This is a genomic window from Nesterenkonia halotolerans (assembly GCF_014874065.1).
Classification (GTDB): domain Bacteria; phylum Actinomycetota; class Actinomycetes; order Actinomycetales; family Micrococcaceae; genus Nesterenkonia; species Nesterenkonia halotolerans.
This window is the reverse complement of the sequence record NZ_JADBEE010000001.1, coordinates 455,696-481,827: the sequence shown is the minus strand read 5'-3', so window position 1 is coordinate 481,827 and position 26,132 is coordinate 455,696. Positions and strand designations below refer to the sequence as shown.

Below are 26,132 nucleotides of genomic sequence, written 5' to 3'. Positions count from 1 at the left end.
TCAGCGTCGTCGGCTGCCCCATCCGATGACCGCAACGCACTACCCACGAAGGACGTGACATGACTCAGGCTGACCTGACTTATCGAACACTGGGCCGAAGCGGCGCCATCGTCTCTACCCAGGCGCTGGGCACGATGACCTTCGGAGCGGAGGCCGACGAGGCGACTTCGCATGCGCTCATCGACACCTACGTCGCAGCCGGCGGCAATTTCATCGACACGGCCGATGTCTACAGCGAAGGCACGAGCGAGGAGATCATCGGCCGGTGGCTCGGCTCTCATCCGACCGAGGCGCGGCAGATCGTCCTCGCCACGAAGGGGCGGTTCCCGATGGGCCAGGGTCCCAACGATCTCGGGACCTCGCGCCGGCACCTGCGTGATGCGCTCGATGCGTCGCTGCGCCGCCTCGGCCTGGACCACATCGACCTGTACCAGCTGCATGCCTGGGACGCGATCAGCCCACTGGATGAGACCTTGCGCTTCCTCGATGATGCGGTCACGGCAGGAAAGATCGGATACTACGGCTTCTCCAACTTCACCGGGTGGCAGCTCACCAAGGCCGTCCATATCGCGGAGCGGCACGGCTGGTCGCTCCCGGTGACCCTGCAGCCGCAGTACAACCTCCTCGTCCGTGGAATCGAACAGGAGATCGTCCCCGCAGCCCTCGACGCCGGACTGGGCCTGCTGCCGTGGTCACCCCTGGGAGGCGGCTGGCTGAGCGGAAAATACCGCCGAGATGAGGCGCCCACCGGTTCGACGCGCCTCGGAGAGAACCCGAAGCGCGGCATGGAAGCCTGGGAGAAGCGCAACTCCGACGAACGGACATGGCGCGTCATCGACGCGGTCTCCGCCGTCGCCGAAGAGCATGGTGCGTCTCATTCGCAGGTGTCGCTGGCGTGGCTCAAGGCCCAGCCGACGGTCACCTCCGTGATCCTTGGAGCCCGCACGATCGAGCAGCTCCAGGACAACATGGGGGCGGACTCACTCGACCTGAGCACCGAGCAGCTGGATCGGCTGACTGCCGCCAGTGAGCCCGAGACTGAGGACTACCCCTACGGTGCCGCCGGTGTTCAGCAGCGCCACCGCAAGATGAGCGGCGGACGCTGAGAAGACGGAGGGACACGTATGAGCACCGTCGAGAGTATCGAGGCAGAAGCCTCCGACGTCGCTTCAGCTGTAGGGGCGATCCTCGCGGAGCGAGGCTTGACCGTGGCTGTGGCCGAATCTTTGACCGGCGGGAAGCTTGCGAATCAACTCGCTGCGGCCGGGGGGTCCGGTGACTGGTTCGTCGGAGGAGTGGTGGCCTATCAGTCGGACGCCAAGCATCGAGTCCTGGGTGTGCCTGAAGGCCCGGTGATATCCGAGGAGGCTGTGGTCGGCATGGTCGAGGGGGTCACGTCCATGTTCGGGGCGGATTCAGGAGTAGCTGCCAGTGGTGCCGCAGGCCCTGACGGGCAGGAGGGGCAGCCCCCGGGAACGACGTGGATGGCTGCAAGCGTATTCGGCGTCGTCCAGACGGCGCTTCACCACTTCTCGGGTGAGCCGCTGGAGGTGCTGGCCCAGACCCAGCTGCGTTCCCTGCAATTGCTGCGAGCCCTCCTGGCCAAGCAATCTCCTGAGGCGCCCCAGGGGCAATGAGCTCTGGTCCATGGTGTGGACGTTGTCCTGGGAACCTCGGTTGCCCGGCCACGAAAAACGCCACGTGCGCGGCGAAGCCTTGGGGCAAGTCCGCAGAAGCGGACTCCAGGCTCCGCCGCGCAGCATGGCGTTCAGCGGTGCGCATCTTCGTGAACCACGAGTGGTGTCACCATGAGCAGGAACTGAGGCGTCAGTTCGCGCTGAGGTACATGGTGTTGGACCAGTACGGGGAGTCCAGGGAGTACTGCACCGTGCCCACGCGGGGGTTGTTCGCGCCGATGAGCTGACCATTGCCCACGTAGATGGCGGCGTGGCTGCCACCGTTCTGGATGACGATGTCGCCCGGTGAGGGGGAGGAGACCTGCCGCATGGAGCTCATCATGGCGTAGGTGCTGCGGGGCACGTCCACTCCGGCCTGGGCGTAGGCCCAGTTGATGAATCCGGAGCAGTCCCAGCCGCTGGGGCTGGTCCCACCGAAGGAGTAGGGATTGCCGAGGCCTGCATACGCCGCCCCGACGATCGAGCCGTTGCCTCCGTTGGAGGCTGGCGCCTCGCTCTGTGCTGGCTCGGAGGAGGCGACCTGGGTGTTCCCCTGCGACTGCCCGCCGCTCTCAGACCGTTCAGCCTGCTGCCGCTGACCGTTGTCGGCCTGCTGTGTCTGCTGCTGCGGTGCTTCCTGAGTCTGCTCCTGCTGGACAGGTTCGGAGGGTGCCTCCTGCTCTGCCGGCTCAGCGGGCGTCTGCTGCTCTGCGGGCTGAGCAGGTGCTTCGGGCTCGGCGGGAGCGTCCGGCTCGGCCTGCGGGGAGGCGGGCACGACTTCTGCGGCCTGCTCGACGACCGTCTCAGGTTCTGGGGCTGGCTCCGGTTCCGGCTCGGGCTCCGGCGCGGGAGTGGAGGTGACGACGGGACGGTCGAAGGAGAGGTCAACCTCACGCGATGACGTGACCTCCACGGAGGAGGTGTTGCTGGCGCGCTCCACGCTGAGACCAGTTGCTGCGACCTCGAGGGTGGTGATCTCGGGGGTCTCGACGGTGGTGGATGCGTTGGCGGCGGCTCCAGAGGTGATCACCAGGCCCGAAGCTGCCATCGCGGCTACGGCGCTTCGTCCCATGGTGCCGGCATTGACTGCCACGGCCTGAGCCAGTGAAGGCTTGGCCTGGCGGCGCCGGTCGCGGCGTGGAACGGAAGTCATGTTGTGCGTCATTGTGGAAACCTCTCCCTGTAGGTTGCGGGGCCGCCTTCGTGAAGTGTGAGCCGGGAAGCCCACAGTCTTCAGGTCACGAGTGACAGCGAACCCGCACCCTGCCTAGCGGTAGTTTTTCGAACGGCACCGGTCAGCGGCAGGAGTAAATCTGGCCGGAGGAGCTTGCGACATCGGACAGCCGCCGCAAGCACGACTACGACGGTATAACAGATAGATAACGAATGTCACGTTATGGTCACGAACGTCACGTATGAGGCCGTGATGCTCCGGAGGAGGTCCAAGCAGACGCGAGAAATTAACGGGTACCGTCAAGTCATGTCGACGCCCAAACCCACTGTGCGACTTCGATTTCGAGAGATGGCCGAATCCGATCTTGAGGAGATCTCTTCTCTCCTCGGGGACCCCGTCGTCATGCGCTACTACCCCGCGCCCAAGACTCGCGAGGAAGCGTCACGCTGGATCTCATGGAACCAAGACAACTACGCTATCTACGGTTTCGGACTGTGGATCATCGAGACGAAAGCCGGAGACTTCGTCGGTGACTGCGGCCTGACCTGGCAGCAGGTCAACGGGGTGCCTCGGCTCGAAGTGGGATATCACGTCCGATCAGAGCTGCAGGGCCGCGGATACGCCACGGAGGCGGCCGGAGCGTGCCTGGAATTCGCGCGGACCTCTACAGACGCCGACGCGCTCGTTGCGATTCTGCACCCAGAGAATCGCGCCTCCGAGCGAGTGGCGGAGAAGCTCGGTATGACTCGTGTCGGCGACGACCGAGGCGGCAGCTTCCCGCGACGCGTGCTCAGTGTTTCGATTCACTGAGGTGGTTCGATTGACCGATGAAACATGGCGTACACGCGAAACGGCCCGCGCCATGGCAGATTGGTTGCTATGACTTTGGAGGAGGAACTCGACCAGATCTTCGCCGCCCGCGACCGTGACAACATGCAACCCACTATTGACGCGCTGCTCCGCATTCTCGACTCCCATCCAAGGAATGCGCGGGCCCTCTACGAGGTCGGTGGCGCGTATGACACCGGAGGGCACGGGGAGACCGCCCGAAGCTTCTATGAAGAGGCCCTGGCTGAGGGTCTCGACGGAGACCTTCTCCGGCGGTGCTACGTTCAGTACGGCTCCACACTCAGGAACCTGGGTGAGTACGAGAGGTCCCGCGAGGTGTTTCGGGCAGCCCGCGAGGCATTCCCAGATTCCCCTTCGCTGGGCGTATTCGAAGCCCTCACGCTCCAGGCCGCCGGAGAGCCCAACGCATCCGTTGCGAGTCTGCTTGACGTGATCGTGGCACACGTCGAAACGCCTGACATCGACCGCTACAAGGCGGCGATCACGGCGAATGCGACCGCCATCCGGGGCCAGACGACGCCGCTGTCCCGCTAGCAACGGCTTGTGCCCCCAGCGCGAGCGTCAGCCGGCCCCCACGGTGTGGGCCGGCGACACAGACTTGCCTCCCGATGTCAGGGCTTGCCCACCGATACCCCTCCAGTGCTCTTCGATCCTCTTGTCTCGGGGATGACCGAGAACCACCTCTAGGGCTCCGAGCGCGGACGACAACGTCTGATTCGTTGAGGTGATGAAGCGCTCTCCTCTGACAAATTGCGGACCCTGGTCGATGTCAAAGCGCAGCGCCCTTAGGTGTGCGGTACGTGAGGCCAGGTACCGCTCGAGCGGCATGAGCGAGATGCGGGTGAGCAGCAGACCCTTGTTGCAGGGCACACCACGCCGCAGAGCAAGTTCCATCAGAGGTTGGCTCATGACGAAGCGATACTCATCGCGCCACCTCAGGCCGGTGATGTCGTCTGGATCTTTGACGCCCAGATGACTTTCGTAGAGCTGATCAGTCCATCGAATCCTGTCCGGCGGTTCTATGAGGCGAATCATGTCGTGGCTCCTCTTCGTGGGTGCTGATGCAGAACGGCTCGGCCATGGCTCGTGCAGCGAGATGCGTCGTGCGTCGCTTCCGGCGTCAGTCCCTTCTCCTCGAGTCCCTGCTGTCTCTGGACGGGCCATGAGTCTCACGTGTCTCATTCTGCCGAGGGGCTTGCGGACATGTCACCGGCAGGGCGCATACTCTGGATATGCCCATGCACCCCACCGCAGACCGCAGCTTCTTCGAGAAGATGATCGCCGCCCATATTCGCCACTACGGAACGCCTACTTCGACTCAACGTGATTATCTTCAGCATGTGGCAGAGGACCTCGTGGCAGACCTTGGCGTCGGAGTCCAGTTCGCGGCCTCAGCTGGGCGCGGGGCGACGTCGGAGTGGAGCCGATCCCGGTTTCAGGCCCAGGGTCGGGCCGTCTCGTCGAAGCACCGCGTCATTCGACGTTTCGATACGCGGTCTGAAGACGACGACTAGCGCCTCGCGGGAGCTGCTGTCGAAGAGAACGCGGCCTCGCTCTCCAGCCGGTCGTCCCCCTCGGAGGAGACGATCCGCAGACCAGTCGAACTTGCTGGGGCGCAGTGGTCGCAGCAGTAGAGGTAGCCTCCCAAATGGGTGCCGTGCCCAAGAATCCTGCAGCCGCACTCTCGGCAGGTAGGTGCCATGCTGTGGATCGCGCATTCGAAGCTGTCGAAGGTGTGCATCACTCCCTCGCGAGCGATGGTCATCAGGGTGCTGCTGGGATTGCCGCAGGTGTCACATGCATCCATGTGCGTGCTCCTCTGGTAGCCGCCAGGGCGTTGAGGGAGCTGCTGATGCAACCCACGAGTCGCTGAGGCCTACTTGTCACAGTCCTCTACCCGAGCGAGTCCGTCAAGGCTCCGGCAACGCTGCGAGAACGGCCAGGCGACGGAGAGCATGAGCGGATTTGCACATACGTCGGAGAAGAACGCCGCCCCTGGTGACGGTGAAACGCTGGGAGCAGCTGCTGGTGCCCGGGCGAAGGCCCTGGATGCTGACTTCCCCTCGGCGGAATGGTCAGGACGGGCGGCGCGTCGACCAGACGGCCAGACCGATCAGCGCGGGCTGGAAGAACAGCCGCACCAGACGCTTGCGATCCGTATCCAGCCCGAACCCATCACGCTTGTGCACATATTGTGCGATGTTGCCGGGGAAGACAGCGGCGAAGAAGAGTCCTGCCGCATTGCCCGCCACGGGCCGGTGCTGCTGGGAAGAGAAGAGAAGCGCGGTTCCCAGCCCGATCTCGGCCACCCCTGAGGCCAGGACCGTCGTATCGGGATCCAGCGGCAGGGACTTCGGAACCTGGGCGCGAAACTCTTCACGGGCCCAAGCCAGGTGCGAGACCCCGGCAAAGGTGAGGGCGGATCCGAGGAAGATTCGGCCGGTGGTGCGCATAACGGAAGCCATGCCATCACAGTAACGCCGGGATCGGCCGCGAAGGCTGGAGGAGGAGGTTTTCACTCTAGAAGCGAAATGGTGGGCCCTGCCGGGATCGAACCGACGACAACCGCGGTGTAAACGCGGTGCTCTACCAGCTGAGCTAAAGGCCCGGGCGCAGATCCCGCCCGCAGGGCGCGATCTGCCGCAGCAAGAAGTGTAGCAACCCTCGGGTCGGGATCAGGACCGTCCGCGGGACTGGTTCAGCTGGGTCTGTTCGGCCGCATACAGCGCCGCTCCGACGATCCCGGCGTTGTTCTGCAGTGCCGCGACCTCCACCTTCGCGCGCAGGTCTTTGACCTGGGGCAGGAAGTCCTCGCTGCGCTTGGAGATCCCGCCGCCGATGATGAACAGTTCGGGGGACTGCAGCCGCTCCACATGCTTCAGGAATCGGTTCAACAGCTTGCCGTACTCGTCCCAGGGCATATCGGTGCGTTCGCGCGCGGCGGCAGACGCCTTCTTCTCAGCCACCTCGCCCTCGAACTCCAGGTGGCCCATCTCGCTGTTGGGGACCAGCACGCCGTCGTGCACCAGGGCCGAGCCTATGCCGGTGCCCAGGGTGATGGTCATGACCGTCCCCTCCAGGCCCTTGCCCGCTCCGTACCGGGCCTCAGCAAGACCCGCGCCGTCGGCGTCGTTGAGGGTGTGGATCTGACCGGGCAGATGCTTCAGCAGCGCGGCGGCGTCGGTGTTGATCCACGACTCGTCGATGTTAGCCGCGGACAGGACGATGTTCTTGTCCACGATCGCCGGGAACAGCACGCCCACCGAAAGCTCGGACTCCGCCGGAGACTTCTCCCGGCCCAACAGCTCCTCGAGGATCTGACCGATGACTTCGGCCACCGCCTCCGGGGTCGCCGGCTTCGGGGTGGGGATGCGGAAGCGTTCACCGGTCAGCGTGCCCTTGTGCAGGTTGACGATCCCGCCCTTGATCCCGGTGCCGCCCACGTCGATGCCGATCGCCCGCTTGGGCAGATCAGAGACGGTCTCGCTGGCAGGGGCGACGGCCTGGGCAGCCAGCGGCTGCTCGTGAGAAGAGCTCATAGTGGTGCAGTATCTCCGTGCTGTGGGGGGAGGGGACCGGACTCAGTCGCCAGAAGGCAGCGTGAGGATCTCGGCGCCGTCATCGGTGACGACCAGAGTGTGCTCGAACTGCGCGGTGCGCTTCCGGTCGCGGGTCACGGCCGTCCAGCCGTCCTCCCACATGTCCCAGTGGCGCGTGCCCAGGGTGAGCATCGGTTCGATGGTGAACACCATTCCCGGTTCCATCAGGCGCGCGTGGTCCGGTGCCGCATCGAAGTGCGGGATCACCAATCCGGTGTGAAACGCCTTGCCCACTCCGTGGCCGATGAACTCGCGTACCACACCATAGCCGAAACGCTTCGCGTAGGACTCGATGGCGCGACCGATCACATTGATGGGCCGTCCGGGCTTCACCGCGCGGATGGCGCGCATCATCGCCTCCTCGGTGCGCTCCACCAGCAGGCGGGACTCCTCATCAACCGCGCCGACGAAGAACGTGCGGTTGTGATCCCCGTGGACACCGTCGATGTACGCGGTGATGTCCAGGTTCACGATGTCGCCCTCAGCGAGCACGGTGGTGTCCGGGATGCCGTGGCAGATGACCTCATTGACCGAGGTGCAGATGGCCTTGGGGAACCCGCGGTAGGACAGGCAGGAGGGGTACGCGCCGCGATCGGTCAGGTACTGGTGTGCGTAGGCGTCGAGCTCCTCGGTGGTGACCCCGGGGCGGATCAGCTTCGAGGTGGCGACCATCGCGTCGGCGGCGAGCTGGGCGGCGCGGCGGATCCGCTCCACGGTGGGGGCGTCATAGACGTCCTCACCGGTGTACTCCGGCGGCGCCTCCAGGCCCACGTAGTTGGGCCGCTCGATATGGGCCGGGACCGCCCGCTCGGGGGAGACGGCACCCTTGGTCAGGGTGCCCACCGGGGCATGGGAGGACAGGGGAGTGGACTGCTGGGTAGCCATGGGCGCCATCCTATCGGTCAGCCGCGGCCGCGCTGCGGCGTGGGATCAGCCGCAGCACGAGGTGGGCGCAGCTGCAGCACCAGGGCCAGCACGGCGATGGCCACCACCACGCTGATCGCCACCGGCAGGGAGGAGCCCTGGGTCATCACGCCGATCGCCGGGGACAGGCTCAGCATCACCGCGCGCATGGCCCAGCTGATCCAGGTCACTCCGCTGTGGTCCGGAAGCCCCGGGACACGATCGGCCCGGGCGAAGGCCAACGGTACGGTCACCGCGCAGCCCAGTCCCGCGACGGCGAGGCTCACCAGGGTCAGTCCGATCCCCGGGGCCCAGGCTGCCCCGAGCAGCCCGAGGATCACGGCGCTCAGGCTGCCGATCAGCGAGGCGCGCTCACCGAGCCGGTCGATCACCCGGTCACCGAGCATCCTCCCGATGAACTGGGCACCCAGCAGCACGCTGAGTCCGACGCCGGCCGCGGCAGGGTCCATGCCCCGCTCCGTGGAGAGCAGCACCGCGGACCAGTTGTTGCCGATGTCCTCCACGGAGATCCCGGCCAGCGCGATCAGCGCCAGCGGGAGCAGGATCTTGGCCGTGGACCAGCCCGAGGGTCGCGCCGGGGCGTCGGCCGATTCGTCTCCCACCACAGGCTCGGGCATGAATGCCCGCGCGGCGAGAGCCATCGCGAGAACGCAGAACAGCGCCCAGATCGCCATGTGCGCCAGCAGCGGCACACCCAGCACCGCCGCCAGTGTTCCCACGCCGCCGCCGATCGCCGCGCCGATGCTCCACCCGGCGTGCATGGAGTTCAGCAGAGACCTGCGATAGGCCGCCTGGACGCGCAGGCCCTGCGAATTCTGCGCCACGTCCACGCTGGCATCGCCGAAGCCGGTCAGCAGCAGACCCAGCACCACCACCCAGGGGCTGCCCAGCGCGACCCCGGCCGCAGCCAGGGTAAGTGCGGCTCCCATCCAGACGCTGCCGAAGCTGGCGGTCCTGGCCACGCCGATCCTGCGCGCGATGACTCCGGGGAAATGCAGCGCCAGGGCCCCGCCCAGCCCGAAACCGACCACCACCAGACCGAAGATCGCCGGGCTCAGCCCAAGCGTGTCCTTGACCTCGGCGTACCGGGCGAGCAGCGAGGCCGGCAGGGCGCCGTTGGTGGCGAAGGCGGCCATGGTCGCCAGCCGGCTGCGTCGCAGGGAGGGCGCGCTGCGTCGTCGTCGTGAGGTGATTGATTCCGTGCCGGGTGGGGAGCTTGCGTGCATGAGCAGAAGTCTGGCACGTCGCCGCTTCTCTGACGGGAGAAGATCGTACGATGTGGGCATGCCGCATATCGTGAAGAGCCGCTGGGTCGTCACAGGAGCTGCCGGAAACATCGGTGGGGCCTTGCGTGCCGCGCTCCACGAACGGGAGGTGGAGTTGGTATCCACTGACGTCCGCCCGACCTCGCCCGTGGGTCCGTACGACCGGATCGTGACTGCCGATCTCTCGGACTTCGAGGCGCTGCTAGACCTCTTTGAGGGTGCGGACGGCGTGATTCACCTCGGGGGCATCCCGGACGAAGCCGATTTCCACGACTTGGCAGCGGTGAACATCGTGGGGACCTATCACGTGCTCGAAGCGGCCCGCCGCTCAGGAGTGCCCCGGGTTGTTTACGCCAGCAGCAATCGCGTGACGGGCATGTACTCCATGGGGACGATGGTTTCGTCGGAGATGCCGGCGCGTCCGGACGGCTTCTACGGTGTATCCAAGGCCTCAGGCGAAGCCCTGTGTCGCCTCTATACCGACAAGTTCGGCATCAGCACCGTGGCAGTCCGTATCGGCAGCTATGAGAAGCAGCCGGGCACACCGCGGGAGCAACGGACCTGGCTCAGTCCCTCCGATGCGGTGCGCGCGTTCCTTGCGGCTATGACGACCAACGAGTCTTTTGCCGTCTTCTACGCCGTCTCGGCGAACAGCGAACGTTGGTGGGACCTGGACGCTGGCGTCGCCGTCGGCTATATCCCCGAAGACGATGCCACCGATGGGGGCCCTGCCGAGCCGATGATTGGCAGCCTGCCACAGGGTGGCCCCTTTGCAGCCAAAGAATATTCAGTTGATCGGATGAATCACTGAACGCCTGCTGCCCGGAGCCCCGCTCGGTGAGGAACCGGATCAGGTCCCCGGGTGGAGTCGCACACCAGGGGCGTATTCTGGGTGCATGAGTACCGAATACTGGTTCAACGTGCGCACCGGAGCGATCGAGGAGGGTGCGCAGTCCTCCTGGAAACACCTGCTGGGTCCCTACTCCAGCCGGGATGAGGCTGCCGAGGCACTCAAGCGGGTGGAGGCCAACAACGAGGCCTGGGATGAGGAGACCTCCGAGCACTGGGACGACGACGGCGGCCACGGTCGCACCCCTAAGAGCTGAGTCAACGCTGGATCAGGACGGCGGACCAGTACTGAGTCAGCACTGAACCAGCGGCAGTTCTCGCTGAGCCGCCGGTTCAGTTGGTGAAGCTGTGCTCCTCGGCGGGGAAGTTGCCCTCGCTGACGTCCTTGCGGTACTGCCCCGCGGCGCGGGAGACCACCTCGCGGAGATTCGCGTACTGCTTGACGAACTTCGGCACCCGCCCGGTGCCCAGACCCAGCATGTCCTGCCAGACCAGCACCTGACCCGTGGTGCCGTTGCCGGCGCCGATTCCGATCGTGGGCACGCGCAGCTTGCCGTCCACCTCGGTGGCCAGGTCCGCCGGGACCATCTCCATGAGTACGCAGAACGCGCCCGCCGCCTCCAGCGCCAGCGCGTCGGCGCTGAGCGCCTCCGCGGCCTCCCCGCGTCCCTGCACTCGGTAGCCGCCCAGGGCATGCTCGGACTGCGGGGTGAACCCGATATGCGCGATCACCGGGATTCCGGCTGCGACCAGCGCACGGACATGCTCGGCCATCGCCGCGCCGCCCTCGATCTTCACCGCCTGCGCTCCGCCCTCCTTCATGAACCGCACACCCGTGGCCACCGCCTGGGCGGGGGAGGACTCATAGCTTCCGAACGGCAGGTCGGCCACGACCAGCGCGCGGTTCGCGCCGTTGACCACTGACCTGGTGAAGACCAGCATCTCTTCGGTGGTGATCGGCAGCGTGGAGGAGTGCCCCATCATCACGTTCGCCGCAGAGTCACCCACCAGCAGCAGCTCGATCCCAGACTCGTCGAAGATCGAGGCGATCTGCGCGTCATAGGCGGTCAACATGGAGAATTTCTGACCGGCATCCTTGAACTGCTGAAGATGCACGGTGCGTACCCGCTTGGGGCTGATCTGCTCGGACATGGGATCAGGCTACCGAACTCTGCGCGGACTCACCCGTGCGAGCGGGAGTAGTTGGGTAGAGTGGTCCCGGCGACACCCACGGCACTTCAGGAGGCTGCACCGCATGGATCGACAGCAGGAATTCGTACTGCGCACCATCGAGGAGCGCGACGTCCGCTTCGTGCGCCTCTGGTTCACCGATGTGGTGGGCTCCCTGAAATCCGTGGCGCTGGCCCCGGCCGAGGTCGAAGGGGTCTTCAGCGAGGGCCTCGGCTTCGACGGCTCCTCGATCGAGGGACTCTCCCGCGTCTTCGAATCCGACATGCTGCTCAAGCCGGACCCCTCCTCCTTCCAGATCCTGCCCTGGCGCGGTGAGGAAGAACCCACCTCGCGGATGTTCTGCGACATCCTCACACCGGATCAGGAACCCGCCGCCGGGGATCCGCGCAACGTGCTGCGCCGCCAGCTCGATGTCGCCGGAGAGATGGGCTTCACCTGCTACACCCATCCGGAGATCGAGTTCTACGTGCTCGAGTCCGATGAGACCGACGCCGATGGCAGCCCCGTGCCGGTGGACCGCGCCGGGTACTTCGACCACGTCACAGGCAGCGTCAGCCAGGACTTCCGCCGCCACACGGTCAACATGCTCGAGGCCGTGGGCATCTCCGTGGAGTTCAGCCACCACGAGGCCGGCCCCGGTCAGAACGAGATCGACCTGCGCTACGCCGACGCGCTGACCACCGCAGACAACATCATGACCTTCCGCACGGTGATCAAAGAGGTCGCGATCACCCAGGGCAAGTACGCCAGCTTCATGCCCAAGCCCTTCACCGAGCACCCGGGCTCAGGCATGCACACCCACTTCGGGCTCTTCGAGGGCGACACCAACGCGTTCTTCGCCCCGAACACCGAGTACAACCTCTCCACCACCGCGCGCCAGTTCATCGCCGGCATCCTGCGCCACGCGCCGGAGTTCACCGCGATCACCAGCCAGTTCGTGAACTCCTATAAGCGTCTCTGGGGCGGCGGCGAAGCTCCCTCCCACGTCTCCTGGGGCCACAACAACCGCTCCGCGCTGGTCCGGGTCCCGCTGTACAAGCCCACCAAGGGCGGCTCCGCCCGCGTCGAGTTCCGTGGGATCGACTCCGGTGCGAACCCGTACCTCGGCTACGCCGCAGTCCTCGGCGCAGGGCTCAAGGGCATCCGCGAGGGCTACGAGCTGATGGATCCGGTGGGCGAGGACGTGTGGTCGCTGACCACCTCCGAGCGCAAGGCGCTGGGCATCAAGCCGCTTCCGGGCACCCTGCATGAGGCGCTGCGCCAGATGGAGGATTCCGAGCTGATGGCCGAGATCCTGGGGGAGCAGGTGTTCGAGAACTTCCTGCGCAACAAGCAGCAGGAGTGGGACGACTACCGCGTCAACGTCTCCCCGTTCGAGATCAAGCGGTATCTCGGCCTGATCTGATCGTGGCCTCCTCCACGCTGACCCACCGGGACCTGATCGCCGCGGGCTTCCAGGAGCTCGAGCGGGCATCGGGCTTCCTCGCCGATGAACATCTCAGCGGGCTGGACGCCGCGGTCCTGGTGCGCACCCTGCACTACGCGCCCAACCCCGATCAGGCGCTGCTGCTGCTGATCCGCCTGGTCGAGCGTGCCGGTGACGTCTGTGACCTCTTCACCGACGACACCGACGGGGTCTACCTGCGGGCGGTTCCGCTGATTCGGCTGCTCGGGGCCTCCGAGGCCCTCGGCGAGTTCCTGGTCCGCCGTCCGGAGAACTGCGATCTGGTCTTTGAGATCGCCGACACCCTGGAGGCGGACCGGGACGAACGCCAGCACCACCACACCCCCGACGACGCCGCGGCCCTCGCCGACCCGGCGGTCACCGAACCCGAGGTGCTGCGCGCCCGGCTGTTGGAGTCCGTCCATGCCTACCCTGCAGCGGAGACGCCCTCCGCGGAGCTGACCGAGGAGTTCACCGCCAAGGAGGCTGGCGTCGCACTGCGTAGGGCCTACCGGCGTGAGCTCACCGCACTGGCGCTGGCAGATCTCAGCGCGGCCGATCCCGCCGCCTACCAGCCGCTGGTCTCCCGTCAGCTCGCCGACCTCGCCGCCGCTGCCATCGACGCCGCCCTGGCGGTCAGCCGGGCGGAGCTCACCGTGCGCAACGGTCGCACCGCTGCCACGGTGGAGCTCGCGGTCATCGGCATGGGCAAGTGCGGGGCGCGGGAGCTGAACTACATCTCCGACGTGGACGTGATCTTCGTGCACCGCGCCGCCGAGGACATCGACTCCGCCGCCGCCCGGAACACCGCCGTCGCGATGGCCTCGGGCATCTCCAAGGTCATCAACGGCAGCGGCCCCGAACCCGGCCTGTGGGAGGTGGACGCGAACCTGCGTCCCGAGGGTCGAGAGGGAGACCTTTCCCGCACGCTGGAGTCCCATCTGGAGTACTACAAGCGCTGGGCACACGGCTGGGAGTTCCAGGCGCTGCTCAAGGCTCGTCCCATCGCGGGCAGCCGCAGCCTGGGTCAGGACTACATCGAGGCGATCTGGCCACAGGTCTGGACCTCCTCCGCGCAGGAGAACTTCGTGGAGAACGTCCAGCGGATGCGCCGACGGGTCTTCGACAACATCCCCGCCGACGAGGTGGACCGGGAGATCAAGCTCGGACGAGGCGGCCTGCGCGACATCGAGTTCACCGTGCAGCTGCTGCAACTGGTCCACGGCCGGGTGGATGAGTCCCTGCGGGTGCGGGACTCGCTGACCGCCATCGAGATGCTTGAGGCCGGGGAGTACGTGGCCCGGTCCGATCGCGACGCGATGTCTCGCTGCTACCGGATGCTGCGACTCTTCGAGCACCGGATCCAGATGAGCCATATGCGCCGGACCCATCTGATGCCCGTGAAGTCCGATGAGATCCGCGCGCTGGCCCATGCCGTGCGGCCGCCGAACCGGCGTCGTCGTCCGGCCGGGGATGAGGTGCTGAACCAGTGGCGTGACATCGCCCGGGAGGTGGCCAGCTTCCACGAGCGGATCTTCTACCGCCCGCTGCTCTCCACCACGGCCGTGCTCTCCGACGACGAGGTGCGGCTCACCGCCAAGGCCGCCCAGGATCGACTCTCGGCACTGGGCTACCACGACGCCGCCGGCGCCATGCGGCACATCTCCGCGCTGACCTCGGGGCTGACCCGCCGGGCGAAGCTGCAGCGTCGGATCCTGCCGATGATGCTGGGCTGGTTCGGTGAAGGCGTGGACCCCGACGGTGGACTGCTCGCCTTCCGCCGGCTCAGTGAGTCCCTGGGCCAGAGCCCCTGGTACCTGACCATGCTGCGGGACTCGTCTGTGGCCGCCGAGCGGCTCTCACTCATCCTGGCCGGGTCCAAGTTCATCTCCGACATGCTGGAGCACTCGCCTGAGTCCACCAAGTGGCTCGGGGACAACGCGGCGCTGGCTCCGCGCAGCTTCGAGACCCTATGGCGCGAGGTCAGCAACAAGATCACCCGACACAAGGGTGACCTGGAGACCGGGATGCGACTGACCCGGCTGGTCCGCAAGCGCGAGACCCTCCGCGTGGCCATCGCCGACGCGGTCGGGCTGCTCGACGTCTCTGCCGTGGGCACGGCGCTCTCCGATGTGGACCGCGCCGCCACCCTGGGCGCGCTGCGAGTGGCCGAGCGCGAGATCTGGGACGCCGAGGGCCGGCACGCGGACCTCGCGGTCATCGCGATGGGACGTCAGGGCGGCCGCGAGATCGGATACAGCTCGGACATGGACGCCCTGTTCGTGCACACCGTGGCCGAAGGCGGGGACGCCTCCCTGGCCGATGTGCAGGCGCAGAAGCTCGCCGCGCGGGTCAGCGCCCTGCTCTCGAAACCGCTGAAGCCCGCGATCCGCGGCGAGTTCCCGCTCAAGCTTGACGCTGACCTGCGCCCGGAGGGCAAGAACGGGCCGCTCTCACGCTCCCTGGACTCCTACGGCGAGTACTACCGGCGCTGGATGGACGTCTGGGAGCGGCAGGCGCTGCTGCGTGCACGCCCGATCGCCGGAGATGATCGGCTCCTCGCGGAGTTCATGGAGATGGCCGATGCGGTCCGCTACGGCTCCGCTCCCAGCGCCTCACAGATCCGCGAGATCCGCCGGATCAAGGCGCGGGTGGAGTCCGAGCGGCTGCCCCGCGGAGCGGATCCCTCCCGCCACGTGAAGCTGGGCCGCGGAGGGCTCAGCGACGTGGAATGGCTGGTGCAGCTCCTCCAGCTCGAGCACGCCCATGCTAAACCGAGGCTGCGCACCACTTCTACGCTGACCGCGCTGGATGTGCTGGTGGACGAAGAGCTGCTCAGCCCGTCAGAGGCGGAACAGCTCACCGAGGCGTGGACCCTGTGCACCCGGGTGCGCTCGGCGAGCACGGTCTGGAGCGGCAAGACCTCAGACGTGCTGCCCTCGGCCCGGCGGGACCTGGACGCCGTCGCCCGGTGGTGCGGATTCGAAGCCGGCGGCAGCGCCGAGTTCGAAGAGCATTATCTGCGCACCACTCGGCGCTGCCGCCAGGTCTACGAGCGACTGTTCTACGACGAGGCCTGAGGTCAGCTGCGACCAGCCATTGCTCGCTCCGATGATGTTTCTGCGGTCAGACGCCGAGGACCGATAGCAGCTGCAGCTTCTCGTAGCTCTCGCTGCCTGGCGTGGCCGTGTAGACGAGAAGCATGTGCGGCTGGTTGCCATCGAGAAGGGTCTGGCAGTTCAACTCCAGCGCCCCCACCTGTGGATGGACGAAGTGCTTGACCTCGAAGGCACGAAGCCCCACTTCGTGCCGGTTCCAGGTATCCCGGAACTCCCTGTTGCTGTCGAAGAGCCGATTCACCAGCTGCGCAGCCTCTGAGCGGGGACCACGGAGCGTCGACACCTGACGAAGATGTGAGACCCAGAGTCGGGTGAGGAATGGGTGGTCCTCGGACCGGTAGAGCTCACGCGCACCGGGGTCGGTGAACCAGCGGTAGCCGATGCTGCGCGCAGGACCGGTGAATGAGGTCAGATTTCCAGTGAGAGCGACTCCGAGCGGGGTCTGCTTCAGAGTCTGCCCGAGTTCGGTGACGATCTCGGCCGGGGTGTCATTGAGCCGGTCAAGGATCCGCAGGAGACCTGGGCTGATATGGGCGCTTCCCGGGCCGCGGCTCGGCGGGTTGCGTCCAGCGAGCCGGAAGAGGTGGTCCCGTTCATCGAGGGAGAGGTGAAACCCCTGGGCGATCGAGGCGATCATCTGTTCGGATGGCTGAGTGGCTCGCTGCTGTTCCAGTCGTGTGTAGTAGTCGGTAGACATGTGACACAGGCTCGCTATCTCCTCACGCCTCAACCCGCCGGTCCTTCGGCGTTCTCCGCGGGGAAGTCCGACGTCTTCAGGCTGCAGAAGTTGCCGGCGTCGTCGCAGGAACTGCGCCAACCCGCTGCGGTCCAATGCCATAGAAGTCTCCTGTGTCCGTGGTCTCCTCAGTTCTACAGGCGCGCCGCATCTGGTGCCAGGGATAGTCCATCCCTGGATAAGCGAGCTCTGCCTGATTCTCTGCGACACCGCCACAGTGATTATGACCATCACACACCAAGGAGTGAGAAATGAACCGAAAAGCCGAGACTGCTGTTCCCGATCTGTCCGGTCGTCGCGCCGTCATCACAGGTGGCAGCGATGGCATGGGTCTGCAGATCGCTGCGCGCATCGCCGCGGCGGGGGCAGAGGTGGTCCTGCCGGTGCGCAACCGAAAGAAGGGGGAGGCAGCCGTCTCCGCGATCCGGCGGGAGAGCCCCAGGTCCCGCGTCGAGCTCGCAGACCTGGATCTGTCCTCGCTCGGGTCGATCGCGGCTTTCGGGCAGAAGGTGCGAGACGCTGGAGCGCCCATCCACATGTTGATCAACAACGCGGGAGTGATGACTCCACCCGCCCGGACGACGACTGCAGAGGGCCTCGAGCTTCAGTTCGGCACCAACCACCTGGGCCACTTCGCGCTCACAGCTCAGCTCTTCCCGATGCTCAGTGCCGGCCGCGCGCGAGTGAGCACGCAGCTGAGCGTGGCCGCCCGCAGCGGGGAGATCAACTGGAGTGACCTGAACTGGGAGCGCTCCTACAGCGGGATGAAGGCCTACCAGCAGTCCAAGATCGCCCTCGGGTTGTTCGCGCTCGAGCTGGATCGGCGCAGCAGAGCAGAGGGCTGGGGTCTGAGCAGCAACATCACTCATCCTGGGATTGCCCCCACGTCATTGCTCGCTGCTCGCCCGGAACTTGGGAGAGCTCAGCCGACTCATGGGCGACGCCTCATTCGTGCGCTCTCCCGAATGGGTGTGACAGGTACCGCTGAGAGCGCCGGCATGCCGGCGGTGGTGGCCGCCACAGCCGAGGACGCCCAGGGAGGACAGTTCTGGAGCCCAGATGGGTTCCAGCGCCTGGCTGGTGCACCGGCGCTGCAGAAGCTCTACGCGCCGCTGACTGATCGACATGCTGCCGCACGGATCTGGACGGTGTCCGAGGAACTGGCGGGAGTTTCATTCCCCGCGGCGTGAGCACATGTCACTTTGACCGGATTCCGGCGTGAGAGACAAAGGAACGGCCCCCGTCGCGGACGATGTGTCCACCACGGGGGCCGTCGAGCCAGCTCAGCTGTAGGTCAGGAGGTGAGCTTGGCGATCAGTGTCTCGGCAGTCTCTGCGGAGGACTGAGGGTTCTGCCCGGTGATCAGCAGACCATCTGCGACCACGTAGGAGCTCCAGTCATCGCCCTTCGAGTACTCGCCGCCGAGCTTGGTCAGCTCGTCTTCTACCAGGAAGGGCACGACGTCGACCAGGTCGACCCCGGCTTCCTCGGTGTTCGTGAAGCCCGTGACCCGCTTGCCCTTGACAAGCGGCGCGCCCTCCTCGTTGGTGGTGTGGCGCAGCACGCCTGGTGCGTGGCAGACCAGCGCGACGGGCTTGCCCGCGCTCAGGGTGGCTTCGATCAGCTGGATCGATGCGGGATCCTCGGCGAGGTCCCACAGCGGGCCATGTCCACCGGGGTAGAACACCGTGTCGTAATCGGCCTCGGTGACCGTCTCCAGGCGGACGGTGGATGCCAGCGCGGCACCTGCCTCGGCGTCGTCTTCAAAGCGGCGCGTGTCATCCGTCTGGAAGTCAGGCACATTGCTTGCGGGATCCAACGGCGGCTGGCCACCCTTGGGGGAGGCAAGCGTGATCTCATACCTGGCATCCTTGAACCGGTAGTACGGTGCGGCGAGCTCTTCGAGCCAGAACCCGGTCTTCTTGCCGGTGTCGCCGAGCTCGTCGTGAGAGGTGAGTACGATCAGGACCTTCATATGGTTCTCCTTGAAGTATGGGTTCTTGGGTTGAACTCCGGCGAGCAGGACTCAGGCCACCTGAGAGGCGTCCTGCGCGGAGTTCTTCTGGGATTCGGCCGCGCTGGGTGCGAGCAGCTCAAGGGTCCGGTGCTGGACGGACTCATCGGGCGCCAGATTCACCAGCATGAGCTCATCGGCCTGGACCTCTGCGGCGAAGGAGTCCAGCCAGGCGACGACCTCGCTCTGCGTGCCGACGGCGGCGCGCGAGAGCATGCTGAGCACCTGCCGGCCCGCGGGGTGGTCCCTGAGCATGTGGACGTCGTCGTCGGTGATCTGCCGGTTGCGTCCCAGGTGGTTCTTGATCCAGGCGTTCTCCGCCTGGGTCTTCTGCTCCTGAGCGACCTCGGCGTTGTCGTGAGCGATCACATTCGCGGCCGCGATGAAGTGCGGCTTCGCGTTCGGCCCGGCGAGGGAATTGGCCGCGTCGAAGTGTGTCCGGTAGGTGTACGCAGCCTCGTTGAGCATCTGCGGAGCGAAGTGCGAGGCGAAGGCGTAGGGCAGGCCGAGCTTCGCGGCCAGCTGCGCGCCGAAGAGCGAGGAGCCCAGGATGTAGAGCGGCACGTCTGTCCGCGACCCCGGGTAGGCGTTCACCCCCGGGATACGGCTGTATCCAGAGAGGTACCCGCTGAGCTCCATCACATCGGACTGGAACCGGTCGGCCTCGGTGCCGTCCCGGCGCAGCGCGCGCATGGTGGGGCCGTCGGTGCCGGGCGCCCGGCCCAGTCCCAGATCGATCCGTCCCGGGTAGAGCGTCTCCAAGGTGCCGAACTGTTCAGCGATCATCAGCGGCGCGTGGTTGGGGAGCATGATGCCTCCCGAGCCGACTCGCACGTTCTCCGTCTGCGAGGCCACATGCTGGATCAGCAGCGCGGTGGCGCTGGAGGCGATGTTGGGCATGTTGTGGTGCTCAGCGAACCAGATGCGCGAGTATCCGCGCTGATCTGCCGTCTGCGCCAGGCGCACGCTGCGAGCGATGCCGTCTGCAATCGTCTCTGGTGGGCGGACGAAGGCGAGGTCCAGCAGGGACAGCGGAGTAGATGCGGTTGTTGACATATCCCTTGCAACATCGTCGAGGTTGGATCTCATTCCGCAGCGCCCGCGAAATTTCCCAGAACCGACGGCTCCCGCAGAATCATCACTCATCAGCACGTTGAATGGGCACGGAGAGCTACTCGATATGTTCAACTTGAAGCATGTCGACCAAGAGACTCTACCCAGCCCTGATCGTGGTGAGCATCGCGCTGGCGGTGCTCATCTACGCAGCGATGATCTGGTCCAACTGCGGCTCCGTGGGAGCTGCCGACTTCCTCGGTGACCTCAGGTCATTCCATTCCGCCACTGGATGTTAACCGGTAGTGTGAGCCCATGGCTCTCATCTCCAGCAATGGCTTAGCCCATGTCCGACTGACCGTGACCGACATCGAAAGGTCCAAGAAGTTCTACGACCAGGTCTTCGGCTGGCCGGCCGCAGTGGACATGTCTGATCAGGCCGAGGACCCTGAGGTGCGAACGTCTCAGGAACAGTTCTACGGCGGCGTGATCTACCAGACCCCGCAGGGCACCCTGTTCGGACTTCGTCCCGTGGGGGAACAGTCCTTCGACGCCGACACCACAGGTCTGGACCACGTGAGCTTCTCCGTGGAGTCCCGCGAGGCGCTTCAGCAGGCGGCTGAGGCGCTCTCGGCAGCGGGGATCGAGCACGGTGAGATCAATGATCTGCACGACGCCGGACTGGCCATCCTCTCCTTCCAAGACCCCGACAACATCAACCTGGAGCTGACCGCACCGCTGTAGTCGGCGCGCTTCACACGCCGGGCACCGGAGGCAGTGTGCGAGTCTGGATGAGCTCTGAGTACCACCGGGCACTGTCCTTCGGAAGCCGCTCCAGGGTGTCGTAGTCCACGCGGACTATTCCGAACCGCTTGGAGTAGCCGTAGCCCCACTCATAGTTGTCCAGCAGGGACCACACCTGATACCCGCGCAGATCCACGCCACGGGCCATCGCGCGGTGCGCGGCGCTGAGATGCCGGCGGATATAGTCCGTCCGCTCGGTGTCGTGGACCGCGCCGTCGATCACCTCGTCCTCGAATGCCGCCCCATTCTCGGTCACCATCAACGGAAGCCCCGGGAACTCTTGGCTGAGTGAGACCAGCAGCTCCTCCAGCGCCTCGGGGGCGATGTTCCACCCCATGGCGGTGTAAGGACCGGGCTGTTGGATGAACTCCACATCATCGGCACCGGGCCAGGCAGATCCGCCCATGTCCTTATGGCCGTCGTTGCTCTGTTTGGCGGTGCTGCCGTCCCATTGCCGCACGGTGGTGGTCGAGTAGTAGTTGACGCCCAGCATGTCCAGGGGTTGGGAGATCTCCTTGAGGTCGCCGCTGTAGACGAAGGACCAATCAGTCAGTTCAGCCGTGTCTTCCAGCAGATCTGCCGGGTATTCACCGCGGAGCATCGGATGCGTGAAGGCCCGGTTGGCCAGGGCATCGACCCTCCTGACCGCGTCATGGGAATTCTCATCTGCAGCGCGGATGGAATGGAAGTTCAGCGTCACCGAGAACTCCGGGTCATTGGTCGCCACACTTCGCAGCCGCTGGATCGCCAGGCCGTGGGCCAGATTCAGATGGTGCACCGACTGCAGCGCGGATACCGGGTCGGTCCTGCCGGGGGCGTGGGCGCCGGAGCCGTAGCCCAGGTAGGCCGAGCACCATGGTTCATTCAGCGTGGTCCACATGCTCACCCGGTCACCCAGGGCCGCCCCCACGAGTTCCGCGTAGTCTGCGAACTTCTCGGCCGTCTCACGTCGTGGCCACCCGCCGAGGTTCTCCAGCGCCTGGGGCAGGTCCCAGTGGTAGAGGGTGGCGATCGGTCGAATGCCGCGTTGCAGCAGCCCATCGACCAGTTTGTCGTAGAAGCCGAGTCCTTCGGACAGCGCTGGACCGGTCCCGAGGGGTTGAATCCTGGGCCACGCGATCGAGAAGCGGTAGGCCTCGAGGCCCAGCTCCGCCATGAGGTCAAGGTCCTCTTCGACACGGTGGTAGTGGTCCACGGCGACGTCGCCCGTGTCCCCGTTGAGCACCTTGCCCGGGGTCTTGCTGAACGTGTCCCAGATCGAGGGTCCTCGCCCGCCCACGTCGAAGGCGCCCTCCACCTGGTAGGAGGCTGTGGCTGAGCCCAGGAGAAACTCCTCCGGAAAGATCAGTCCAGAATCCCTGAAGTCTGCTGAATATTCGGTCATGGGTGAACCTCCACCGTGATCTCGGGTGCGATGTGCATGGACTGTTCCGACTCCCCGGCTCGTACCGCGAGTGTGGCGCCCTCGCGGACATAGAGCGGCAGAGAGTCGAAGCCGTGCCGCTGCGTCAGCCAGCGACCGCCCTCGACGGTCTCGCCGGTGAGCAGCTGTGTCCAACGGCCCTGCGGAAGGTAGAACTCGACGGTCCCGTCCTCCTGCATCACCGGGGCGACCAGCAGATCCGGCCCGAGCATGTACTGCCGGTCGAGGTAGGCCACCGCGGGGTCCATGGGAAAAGCCAGTTGCATGGGTCTGAGGATAGGCGTCCCCACTGCTGCGGCGGTGCGACCCGCCTGAAGCAGATAGGGGGTGAGGGAGCGCTTCAGCTCGGCGAACTTGCGGGTCACCGAAACGGCACTCTCGGGGTGCTCCTCCGCTGTGCCGTCTGCCTGATCGAAGAGCCACGGCACGCGGTAGCTCTCGGACCCGTGGAGTCGACTGTGGCTGGACAGGAGCCCGAACGCCACCCAGCGCTTGAACACTGCGGGCGCCGCGGTGCCTTCGAACCCGCCGATGTCGTGGCTCCAGTAGCTGAAGCCGCTCATGGCAAGGGAGAGACCGCCACGCAGCGTCTCCGCCATGGATTCGAAGGTCGAGGTGGAATCCCCACCCCAGTGGACCGGCATGCTCTGACCCCCCGCGGTCGCGGAGCGTGCGAAGACCACCGCTTCCCCGGACCCGTGCGTCTCTTCCAAGACCTCGAAGACCGCGGTGTTGAAGAGGTGGGTGTAGTAGTTGTGCATGCGTTCGGGGGAGGAGCCGTCGAAGTAGTCGACCTCCACCGGGATCCTCTCGCCGAAGTCTGTCTTGAAGCAGTCGACCCCCTGGTGGACCAGCCGGCGCAGATGGTATTTGTACCATTCGACGGCGCCTGGGTTCGTGAAGTCCACCAGCCCCATGCCGGGTTGCCACAGATCCCACTGCCACACGTCGCCGTCGGGACGCTTGACCAGGTATCCGTTCTCCATAGCCTCGGCGAAGAGAGGGGATCGCTGGGCGATATAGGGGTTGATCCACAGCGAGACCTTCAGTCCACGGTCATGGAGTCGCTTCAGCATCGCCTCGGGTTCAGGGAAGACCCGGGGATCCCATTCAAAATCGCACCAGTTGAACTCGCGCATCCAGAAGCAGTCGAAGTGGAACACGCTCAGCGGGATGTTTCGAGCGTCCATCCCGTCGATGAACTGGTTGACCGTGTCCTCGTCGTAGTCGGTGGTGAAGCTCGTGGAGAGCCACAGCCCGTAGGACCACTCCGGGACCTCCGGCGGCCGGCCGGTCAGGGCCGTGTAGCGTTCCAGCACCCCGGCGGGTGCGCCCCCGTTGATCACGAAGTATTCGACCCGTTCGCCCGGCACCGAGAGCTGCACGCGTTCCACCGCCTCGGAGCCGACCTCGAACGAGACATGGCCGGGGTGGTTCACGAAGACGCCGTAGCCGCGGTTCGTCAGATAGAACGGGACGTTCTTATAGGACTGCTCACTGGAGGTCCCGCCGTCGGCGTTCCAGATGTCGATGGTCTGCCCGTTGCGCACCACCGGCCCGAATCGCTCACCGAGGCCGTAGACGAGCTCCCCGACTCCCAGGCTCAGCTGTTCATGGACATAGGTGTCCGAGGTGAATCGGGTGCTGCGCTCGCGTCCGTTGCCCACCGGGCCCCGGTCCACCTGGGCGTCCGGGTCCAGCCGCATGTAGCCCAGCGCCTTGTCCTTGCTGGAGGTGAGGATCTTGCCCGTCGAGGTGTCGATGAAGCGCAGGTCCCACGCGGCGCCGAGTGAGACCTCAGCGGTGATGTCGCCACTGACCAGGCGGGCGACGCCGTCGTCGACGGTGGCCTTGCCATGACCGGCCTCAGCGCCTGGCAGGTCGAAGGAGAGCTCCTTCCTCCGGCCCTGGTGGTGCTCCACCGTCACGCCGATGATGCCTGGCAGGGGCGAGGTCAGAGTGACGGTGAGGACCGGGCGATTCAGCGTGTCACCGCGCCCCTCGATCACCTTGGTGGGCACGGTGACCTTTATCGTCTTCGCCTCGGTCCAGGCCTCGTAGGCCTCTCGTCCGTAGAGGGCATCCACGCCTGGGCGGACTTGCCAGAATCCATCTGTGAACTTCATTTACTTGACTGCTCCTGCCGTGATTCCTCGGGTGAGGGTGCGCTGGAAGATGAGAAAGAAGATGAGCGTGGGGATCATGCCCAGCAGCGCTGAGGCGCTGGTCGTGGTGACATCCATGAGTCGATCGCCCTGCAGGGCTGTGATCGCCACCGGAACCGTCTGGTTGGCGTTGCTGATCAAGAAGGTCAGCGGAATCAGGAATTCGTTCCAGGTCCAGATGAAGAAGAAGACCATCAGCACGCCGAGGGTCGGCCAGCTGATCGGCACGACCACCGACCACAGGGTCCGCCACCGTCCCGAACCGTCGATAGCCGCTGCCTCGAGGATCTCTTTGGGGAATGTGCCGAAGACCGAGGACAGCAGATAGGTGCCGAAGGCGCTCTGGATCACGACGAAGGTGATGATCACTGACCACACGTTGTCGTACAGCCCGATGGTGCGGAAGATCGTGTACAGCGGGTACAGGAGCACCTCCTGCGGCAGCATGTTCGCCAGCAGGAAGAGCAGGATCAGTGAGACCCGTCCTTTGACCCTTCCGATCCCGATCGCGTAGGCGTTGAGCACGGAGATCACCACGGCGAGCACTGCGACGACTCCTGCGATGAAGAAGCTGTTCCAGACCTTCTCCGGGAAGTTCACCCTCTCCCAGAAGGTGGTGATCCCGTCCAGGTAGATCGAGGTCGGCAGCGACAGCGGACTGCCCGTGGCATAGTCGGTCGGCGACTTGAAGGAATTGATCAGGATGACGATGAAAGGAAAGACCACTGCCAACGCGAACGCCACGATGGCGGCGAGCACGATCCAGTCTCCCAAAGACCGGCGGCTGGTCTTCTTGAACTTCGGCGCAGGCTCGGGAGTCCCCGAACTGGTCTTTGGAGTTTCGATGGTGGTCTGCATCAGTGCCCCTGATCTGCTCGCTCGGAGCGGGTTTGTGCCACGACGAACAGGATCGAGACCGCGAGGATGACGATGGTGAGGGCGGTGGCGATGGTCGCTCCGTATCCGACCTGCTGGCTCTGGAAGAACTGGCTATAGGTGTAGTAGCTGGGAACGATCGTCGCGTTGTTGGGACCTCCACCGGTGAGTGCGTAGACCGGCGCGAACACCTTCAGTGCTGCGATCGTGCAGGTCAGTGCGACCACGAACGTCTCTGGGCGAATCTGCGGGAGCGTGATCGCATGGAAGCGCCGGAACCAGCCCGCGCCGTCGACCTCGGCTGCCTCGTACAGCTCGGGGTCCACCCGTTCCAGGGCGGCCATGAAGATCACCACGGGATAGCCGATCTGAACCCAGACCAGCACCGCCATGATGCTGATCAGTGCAGTGCTCGGGTCACCGAGCCAGTTGCGCTCGAGGGAGCCGAGCCCGACCATTCCCAGCAGTTCGTTCAGCGCCCCGTTCTCGGACCGGAGGATCCAGCCGATGACGATGGCGGCCACGACAGCGGGGATGATCTGCGGCAGGTAGTAGGTGGCGCGCAGGAAGCTGGCGAGCTTCGAACCGAACTTGCGGCCGATCACATCGAAGAGTGCAGCCGCGAGCACCAGGCCGACAAGCGTCGGAACGAGAACCATGGCGATGATCATCGCGATGCTGTTTCTGAAGGACAGCCAGAACGTCGCGTCCCCCAGCAGTCGAGTCCAGTTCTCCAGGCCGATCCATTGGGGCGACACCACGCCGCGATAGTCGGTGAAGCTGAGATAGATGTTCCATCCCAGCGGCACGATGATCACGATGGCGAGCAGCGCGAATCCGGGCAGCAGGTACCACCAGTAGCTTCGACCGCCGACCACACCGCGGTGGCGCGGCAGTGGCCTGGTCGCTTCTGACGTTTCTCTTTCCAGGGTTGTCATAGGACTCCTCCCATTGACCCGCTGTCGTCCACT

At 65.5% G+C, this 26,132-nt stretch carries 26 protein-coding genes and 1 tRNA gene; 12 read left to right on the top strand and 15 right to left on the bottom strand.

The genetic code is table 11. The features are described 5' to 3' along the window. Positions 1-74: 74 nt before the first annotated feature. Positions 75-1,106: an aldo/keto reductase gene (locus H4W26_RS02175; RefSeq protein ID WP_192591963.1), complete on the top strand. Its 1,032-nt coding sequence runs from the start codon at positions 75-77 to the stop codon at positions 1,104-1,106. Positions 1,107-1,124: 18 nt separating this feature from the next. Then, positions 1,125-1,637: a CinA family protein gene (locus H4W26_RS02170; RefSeq protein ID WP_192590536.1), complete on the top strand. Its 513-nt coding sequence runs from the start codon at positions 1,125-1,127 to the stop codon at positions 1,635-1,637. Positions 1,638-1,827: 190 nt separating this feature from the next. Here H4W26_RS02170 and H4W26_RS02165 read toward each other — a convergent pair whose 3' ends face one another. Further along, complete coding sequence (locus H4W26_RS02165) at positions 1,828-2,829, bottom strand: C40 family peptidase (RefSeq protein ID WP_192590535.1); 1,002 nt, start codon at positions 2,827-2,829, stop codon at positions 1,828-1,830. A 327-nt stretch (positions 2,830-3,156) separates the two neighbouring features. On the opposite strand from H4W26_RS02165, the gene H4W26_RS02160 reads away from it, so the two are divergent. Next, positions 3,157-3,660, top strand: coding sequence for a GNAT family N-acetyltransferase (locus H4W26_RS02160; RefSeq protein ID WP_192590534.1), 504 nt, complete (start codon positions 3,157-3,159; stop codon positions 3,658-3,660). A 69-nt stretch (positions 3,661-3,729) separates the two neighbouring features. Further along, positions 3,730-4,233 carry a tetratricopeptide repeat protein gene (locus H4W26_RS02155; RefSeq protein WP_225939559.1) on the top strand — a complete coding sequence of 168 codons (504 nt, stop codon included), beginning with the start codon at positions 3,730-3,732 and terminating at the stop codon, positions 4,231-4,233. Positions 4,234-4,260: 27 nt separating this feature from the next. Here H4W26_RS02155 and H4W26_RS02150 read toward each other — a convergent pair whose 3' ends face one another. Next, the gene (locus H4W26_RS02150) at positions 4,261-4,734 is read right to left on the bottom strand and encodes a hypothetical protein (protein ID WP_192590532.1); all 474 of its coding nucleotides are present in this window, start codon (positions 4,732-4,734) and stop codon (positions 4,261-4,263) included. Between the two features lie 197 nt (positions 4,735-4,931). On the opposite strand from H4W26_RS02150, the gene H4W26_RS02145 reads away from it, so the two are divergent. Next, the gene (locus tag H4W26_RS02145) at positions 4,932-5,213 is read left to right on the top strand and encodes a hypothetical protein (protein WP_192590531.1); all 282 of its coding nucleotides are present in this window, start codon (positions 4,932-4,934) and stop codon (positions 5,211-5,213) included. A 561-nt stretch (positions 5,214-5,774) separates the two neighbouring features. On the opposite strand, the gene H4W26_RS02140 is transcribed toward H4W26_RS02145, so the two are convergent. From H4W26_RS02140 to H4W26_RS02120, 5 genes are all read right to left on the bottom strand, one after another. Next, entirely contained in the window at positions 5,775-6,164 is a 390-nt protein-coding gene (locus tag H4W26_RS02140) for a DoxX family protein (protein ID WP_192590530.1), read from the bottom strand. Between the two features lie 67 nt (positions 6,165-6,231). After that, a tRNA-Val gene (locus tag H4W26_RS02135) sits at positions 6,232-6,307 on the bottom strand. Between the two features lie 67 nt (positions 6,308-6,374). Next, entirely contained in the window at positions 6,375-7,238 is an 864-nt protein-coding gene (gene ppgK / locus H4W26_RS02130) for a polyphosphate--glucose phosphotransferase (RefSeq protein ID WP_192590529.1), read from the bottom strand. Positions 7,239-7,280: 42 nt separating this feature from the next. After that, positions 7,281-8,183 (bottom strand): type I methionyl aminopeptidase, encoded by a 903-nt coding sequence (gene map / locus H4W26_RS02125; RefSeq protein WP_192590528.1) that lies wholly within the window; start codon positions 8,181-8,183, stop codon positions 7,281-7,283. Between the two features lie 17 nt (positions 8,184-8,200). Next, positions 8,201-9,448 (bottom strand): MFS transporter, encoded by a 1,248-nt coding sequence (locus H4W26_RS02120; RefSeq protein WP_192590527.1) that lies wholly within the window; start codon positions 9,446-9,448, stop codon positions 8,201-8,203. 58 nt (positions 9,449-9,506) lie between these two features. On the opposite strand from H4W26_RS02120, the gene H4W26_RS02115 reads away from it, so the two are divergent. Next, positions 9,507-10,298 carry an NAD-dependent epimerase/dehydratase family protein gene (locus H4W26_RS02115; protein ID WP_192590526.1) on the top strand — a complete coding sequence of 264 codons (792 nt, stop codon included), beginning with the start codon at positions 9,507-9,509 and terminating at the stop codon, positions 10,296-10,298. Between the two features lie 85 nt (positions 10,299-10,383). Beyond that, the gene (locus H4W26_RS02110) at positions 10,384-10,593 is read left to right on the top strand and encodes an SPOR domain-containing protein (protein ID WP_192590525.1); all 210 of its coding nucleotides are present in this window, start codon (positions 10,384-10,386) and stop codon (positions 10,591-10,593) included. Positions 10,594-10,669: 76 nt separating this feature from the next. Here H4W26_RS02110 and panB read toward each other — a convergent pair whose 3' ends face one another. Next, positions 10,670-11,488, bottom strand: coding sequence for a 3-methyl-2-oxobutanoate hydroxymethyltransferase (gene panB / locus H4W26_RS02105; RefSeq protein WP_192590524.1), 819 nt, complete (start codon positions 11,486-11,488; stop codon positions 10,670-10,672). Between the two features lie 103 nt (positions 11,489-11,591). On the opposite strand from panB, the gene glnA reads away from it, so the two are divergent. Further along, positions 11,592-12,932 (top strand): type I glutamate--ammonia ligase, encoded by a 1,341-nt coding sequence (gene glnA / locus H4W26_RS02100; protein ID WP_192590523.1) that lies wholly within the window; start codon positions 11,592-11,594, stop codon positions 12,930-12,932. A 2-nt stretch (positions 12,933-12,934) separates the two neighbouring features. After that, on the top strand, positions 12,935-16,051 hold the full coding sequence (locus H4W26_RS02095) for a bifunctional [glutamine synthetase] adenylyltransferase/[glutamine synthetase]-adenylyl-L-tyrosine phosphorylase (RefSeq protein WP_192590522.1): 3,117 nt from the start codon (positions 12,935-12,937) through the stop codon (positions 16,049-16,051). A 46-nt stretch (positions 16,052-16,097) separates the two neighbouring features. Here H4W26_RS02095 and H4W26_RS02090 read toward each other — a convergent pair whose 3' ends face one another. Next, a complete protein-coding gene (locus H4W26_RS02090) occupies positions 16,098-16,928 on the bottom strand; it encodes a helix-turn-helix transcriptional regulator (protein ID WP_192590521.1) in 831 nt (276 codons plus the stop codon). A 149-nt stretch (positions 16,929-17,077) separates the two neighbouring features. Between H4W26_RS02090 and H4W26_RS02085 the strand changes: the two genes are divergently transcribed. Beyond that, positions 17,078-18,016: an SDR family oxidoreductase gene (locus H4W26_RS02085; protein WP_192590520.1), complete on the top strand. Its 939-nt coding sequence runs from the start codon at positions 17,078-17,080 to the stop codon at positions 18,014-18,016. A gap of 104 nt (positions 18,017-18,120) precedes the next feature. Here the strand turns inward: H4W26_RS02085 and H4W26_RS02080 are convergent, their stop codons facing one another. Both H4W26_RS02080 and H4W26_RS02075 read right to left on the bottom strand, forming a co-directional pair. Next, on the bottom strand, positions 18,121-18,801 hold the full coding sequence (locus tag H4W26_RS02080) for a type 1 glutamine amidotransferase domain-containing protein (protein ID WP_192590519.1): 681 nt from the start codon (positions 18,799-18,801) through the stop codon (positions 18,121-18,123). A gap of 51 nt (positions 18,802-18,852) precedes the next feature. Then, positions 18,853-19,896 (bottom strand): LLM class flavin-dependent oxidoreductase, encoded by a 1,044-nt coding sequence (locus H4W26_RS02075; protein WP_192590518.1) that lies wholly within the window; start codon positions 19,894-19,896, stop codon positions 18,853-18,855. Between the two features lie 140 nt (positions 19,897-20,036). On the opposite strand from H4W26_RS02075, the gene H4W26_RS02070 reads away from it, so the two are divergent. Together H4W26_RS02070 and H4W26_RS02065 are read left to right on the top strand one after the other, a co-directional pair. Beyond that, on the top strand, positions 20,037-20,192 hold the full coding sequence (locus H4W26_RS02070) for a hypothetical protein (protein WP_192590517.1): 156 nt from the start codon (positions 20,037-20,039) through the stop codon (positions 20,190-20,192). Positions 20,193-20,208: 16 nt separating this feature from the next. After that, the gene (locus tag H4W26_RS02065; RefSeq protein WP_192590516.1) at positions 20,209-20,637 is read left to right on the top strand and encodes a VOC family protein; all 429 of its coding nucleotides are present in this window, start codon (positions 20,209-20,211) and stop codon (positions 20,635-20,637) included. Positions 20,638-20,647: 10 nt separating this feature from the next. Here H4W26_RS02065 and H4W26_RS02060 read toward each other — a convergent pair whose 3' ends face one another. Genes H4W26_RS02060 through H4W26_RS02045 form a run of 4 tightly spaced genes read right to left on the bottom strand, consistent with a single transcriptional unit; the run spans position 20,648 to position 26,099 of the window. Continuing rightward, the gene (locus H4W26_RS02060; protein ID WP_192590515.1) at positions 20,648-22,081 is read right to left on the bottom strand and encodes a GH1 family beta-glucosidase; all 1,434 of its coding nucleotides are present in this window, start codon (positions 22,079-22,081) and stop codon (positions 20,648-20,650) included. Further along, positions 22,078-24,246 (bottom strand): alpha-xylosidase, encoded by a 2,169-nt coding sequence (gene yicI, locus H4W26_RS02055; protein ID WP_192590514.1) that lies wholly within the window; start codon positions 24,244-24,246, stop codon positions 22,078-22,080. The genes H4W26_RS02060 and yicI overlap by 4 nt, the downstream gene beginning before the upstream one ends. Next, a complete protein-coding gene (locus H4W26_RS02050; RefSeq protein ID WP_192590513.1) occupies positions 24,247-25,143 on the bottom strand; it encodes a carbohydrate ABC transporter permease in 897 nt (298 codons plus the stop codon). It lies immediately after the preceding gene. Further along, positions 25,143-26,099, bottom strand: a complete 957-nt coding sequence (locus H4W26_RS02045) for a carbohydrate ABC transporter permease (protein WP_192590512.1) — start codon at positions 26,097-26,099, stop codon at positions 25,143-25,145. The genes H4W26_RS02050 and H4W26_RS02045 overlap by 1 nt, the downstream gene beginning before the upstream one ends. Positions 26,100-26,132 lie beyond the last annotated feature (33 nt).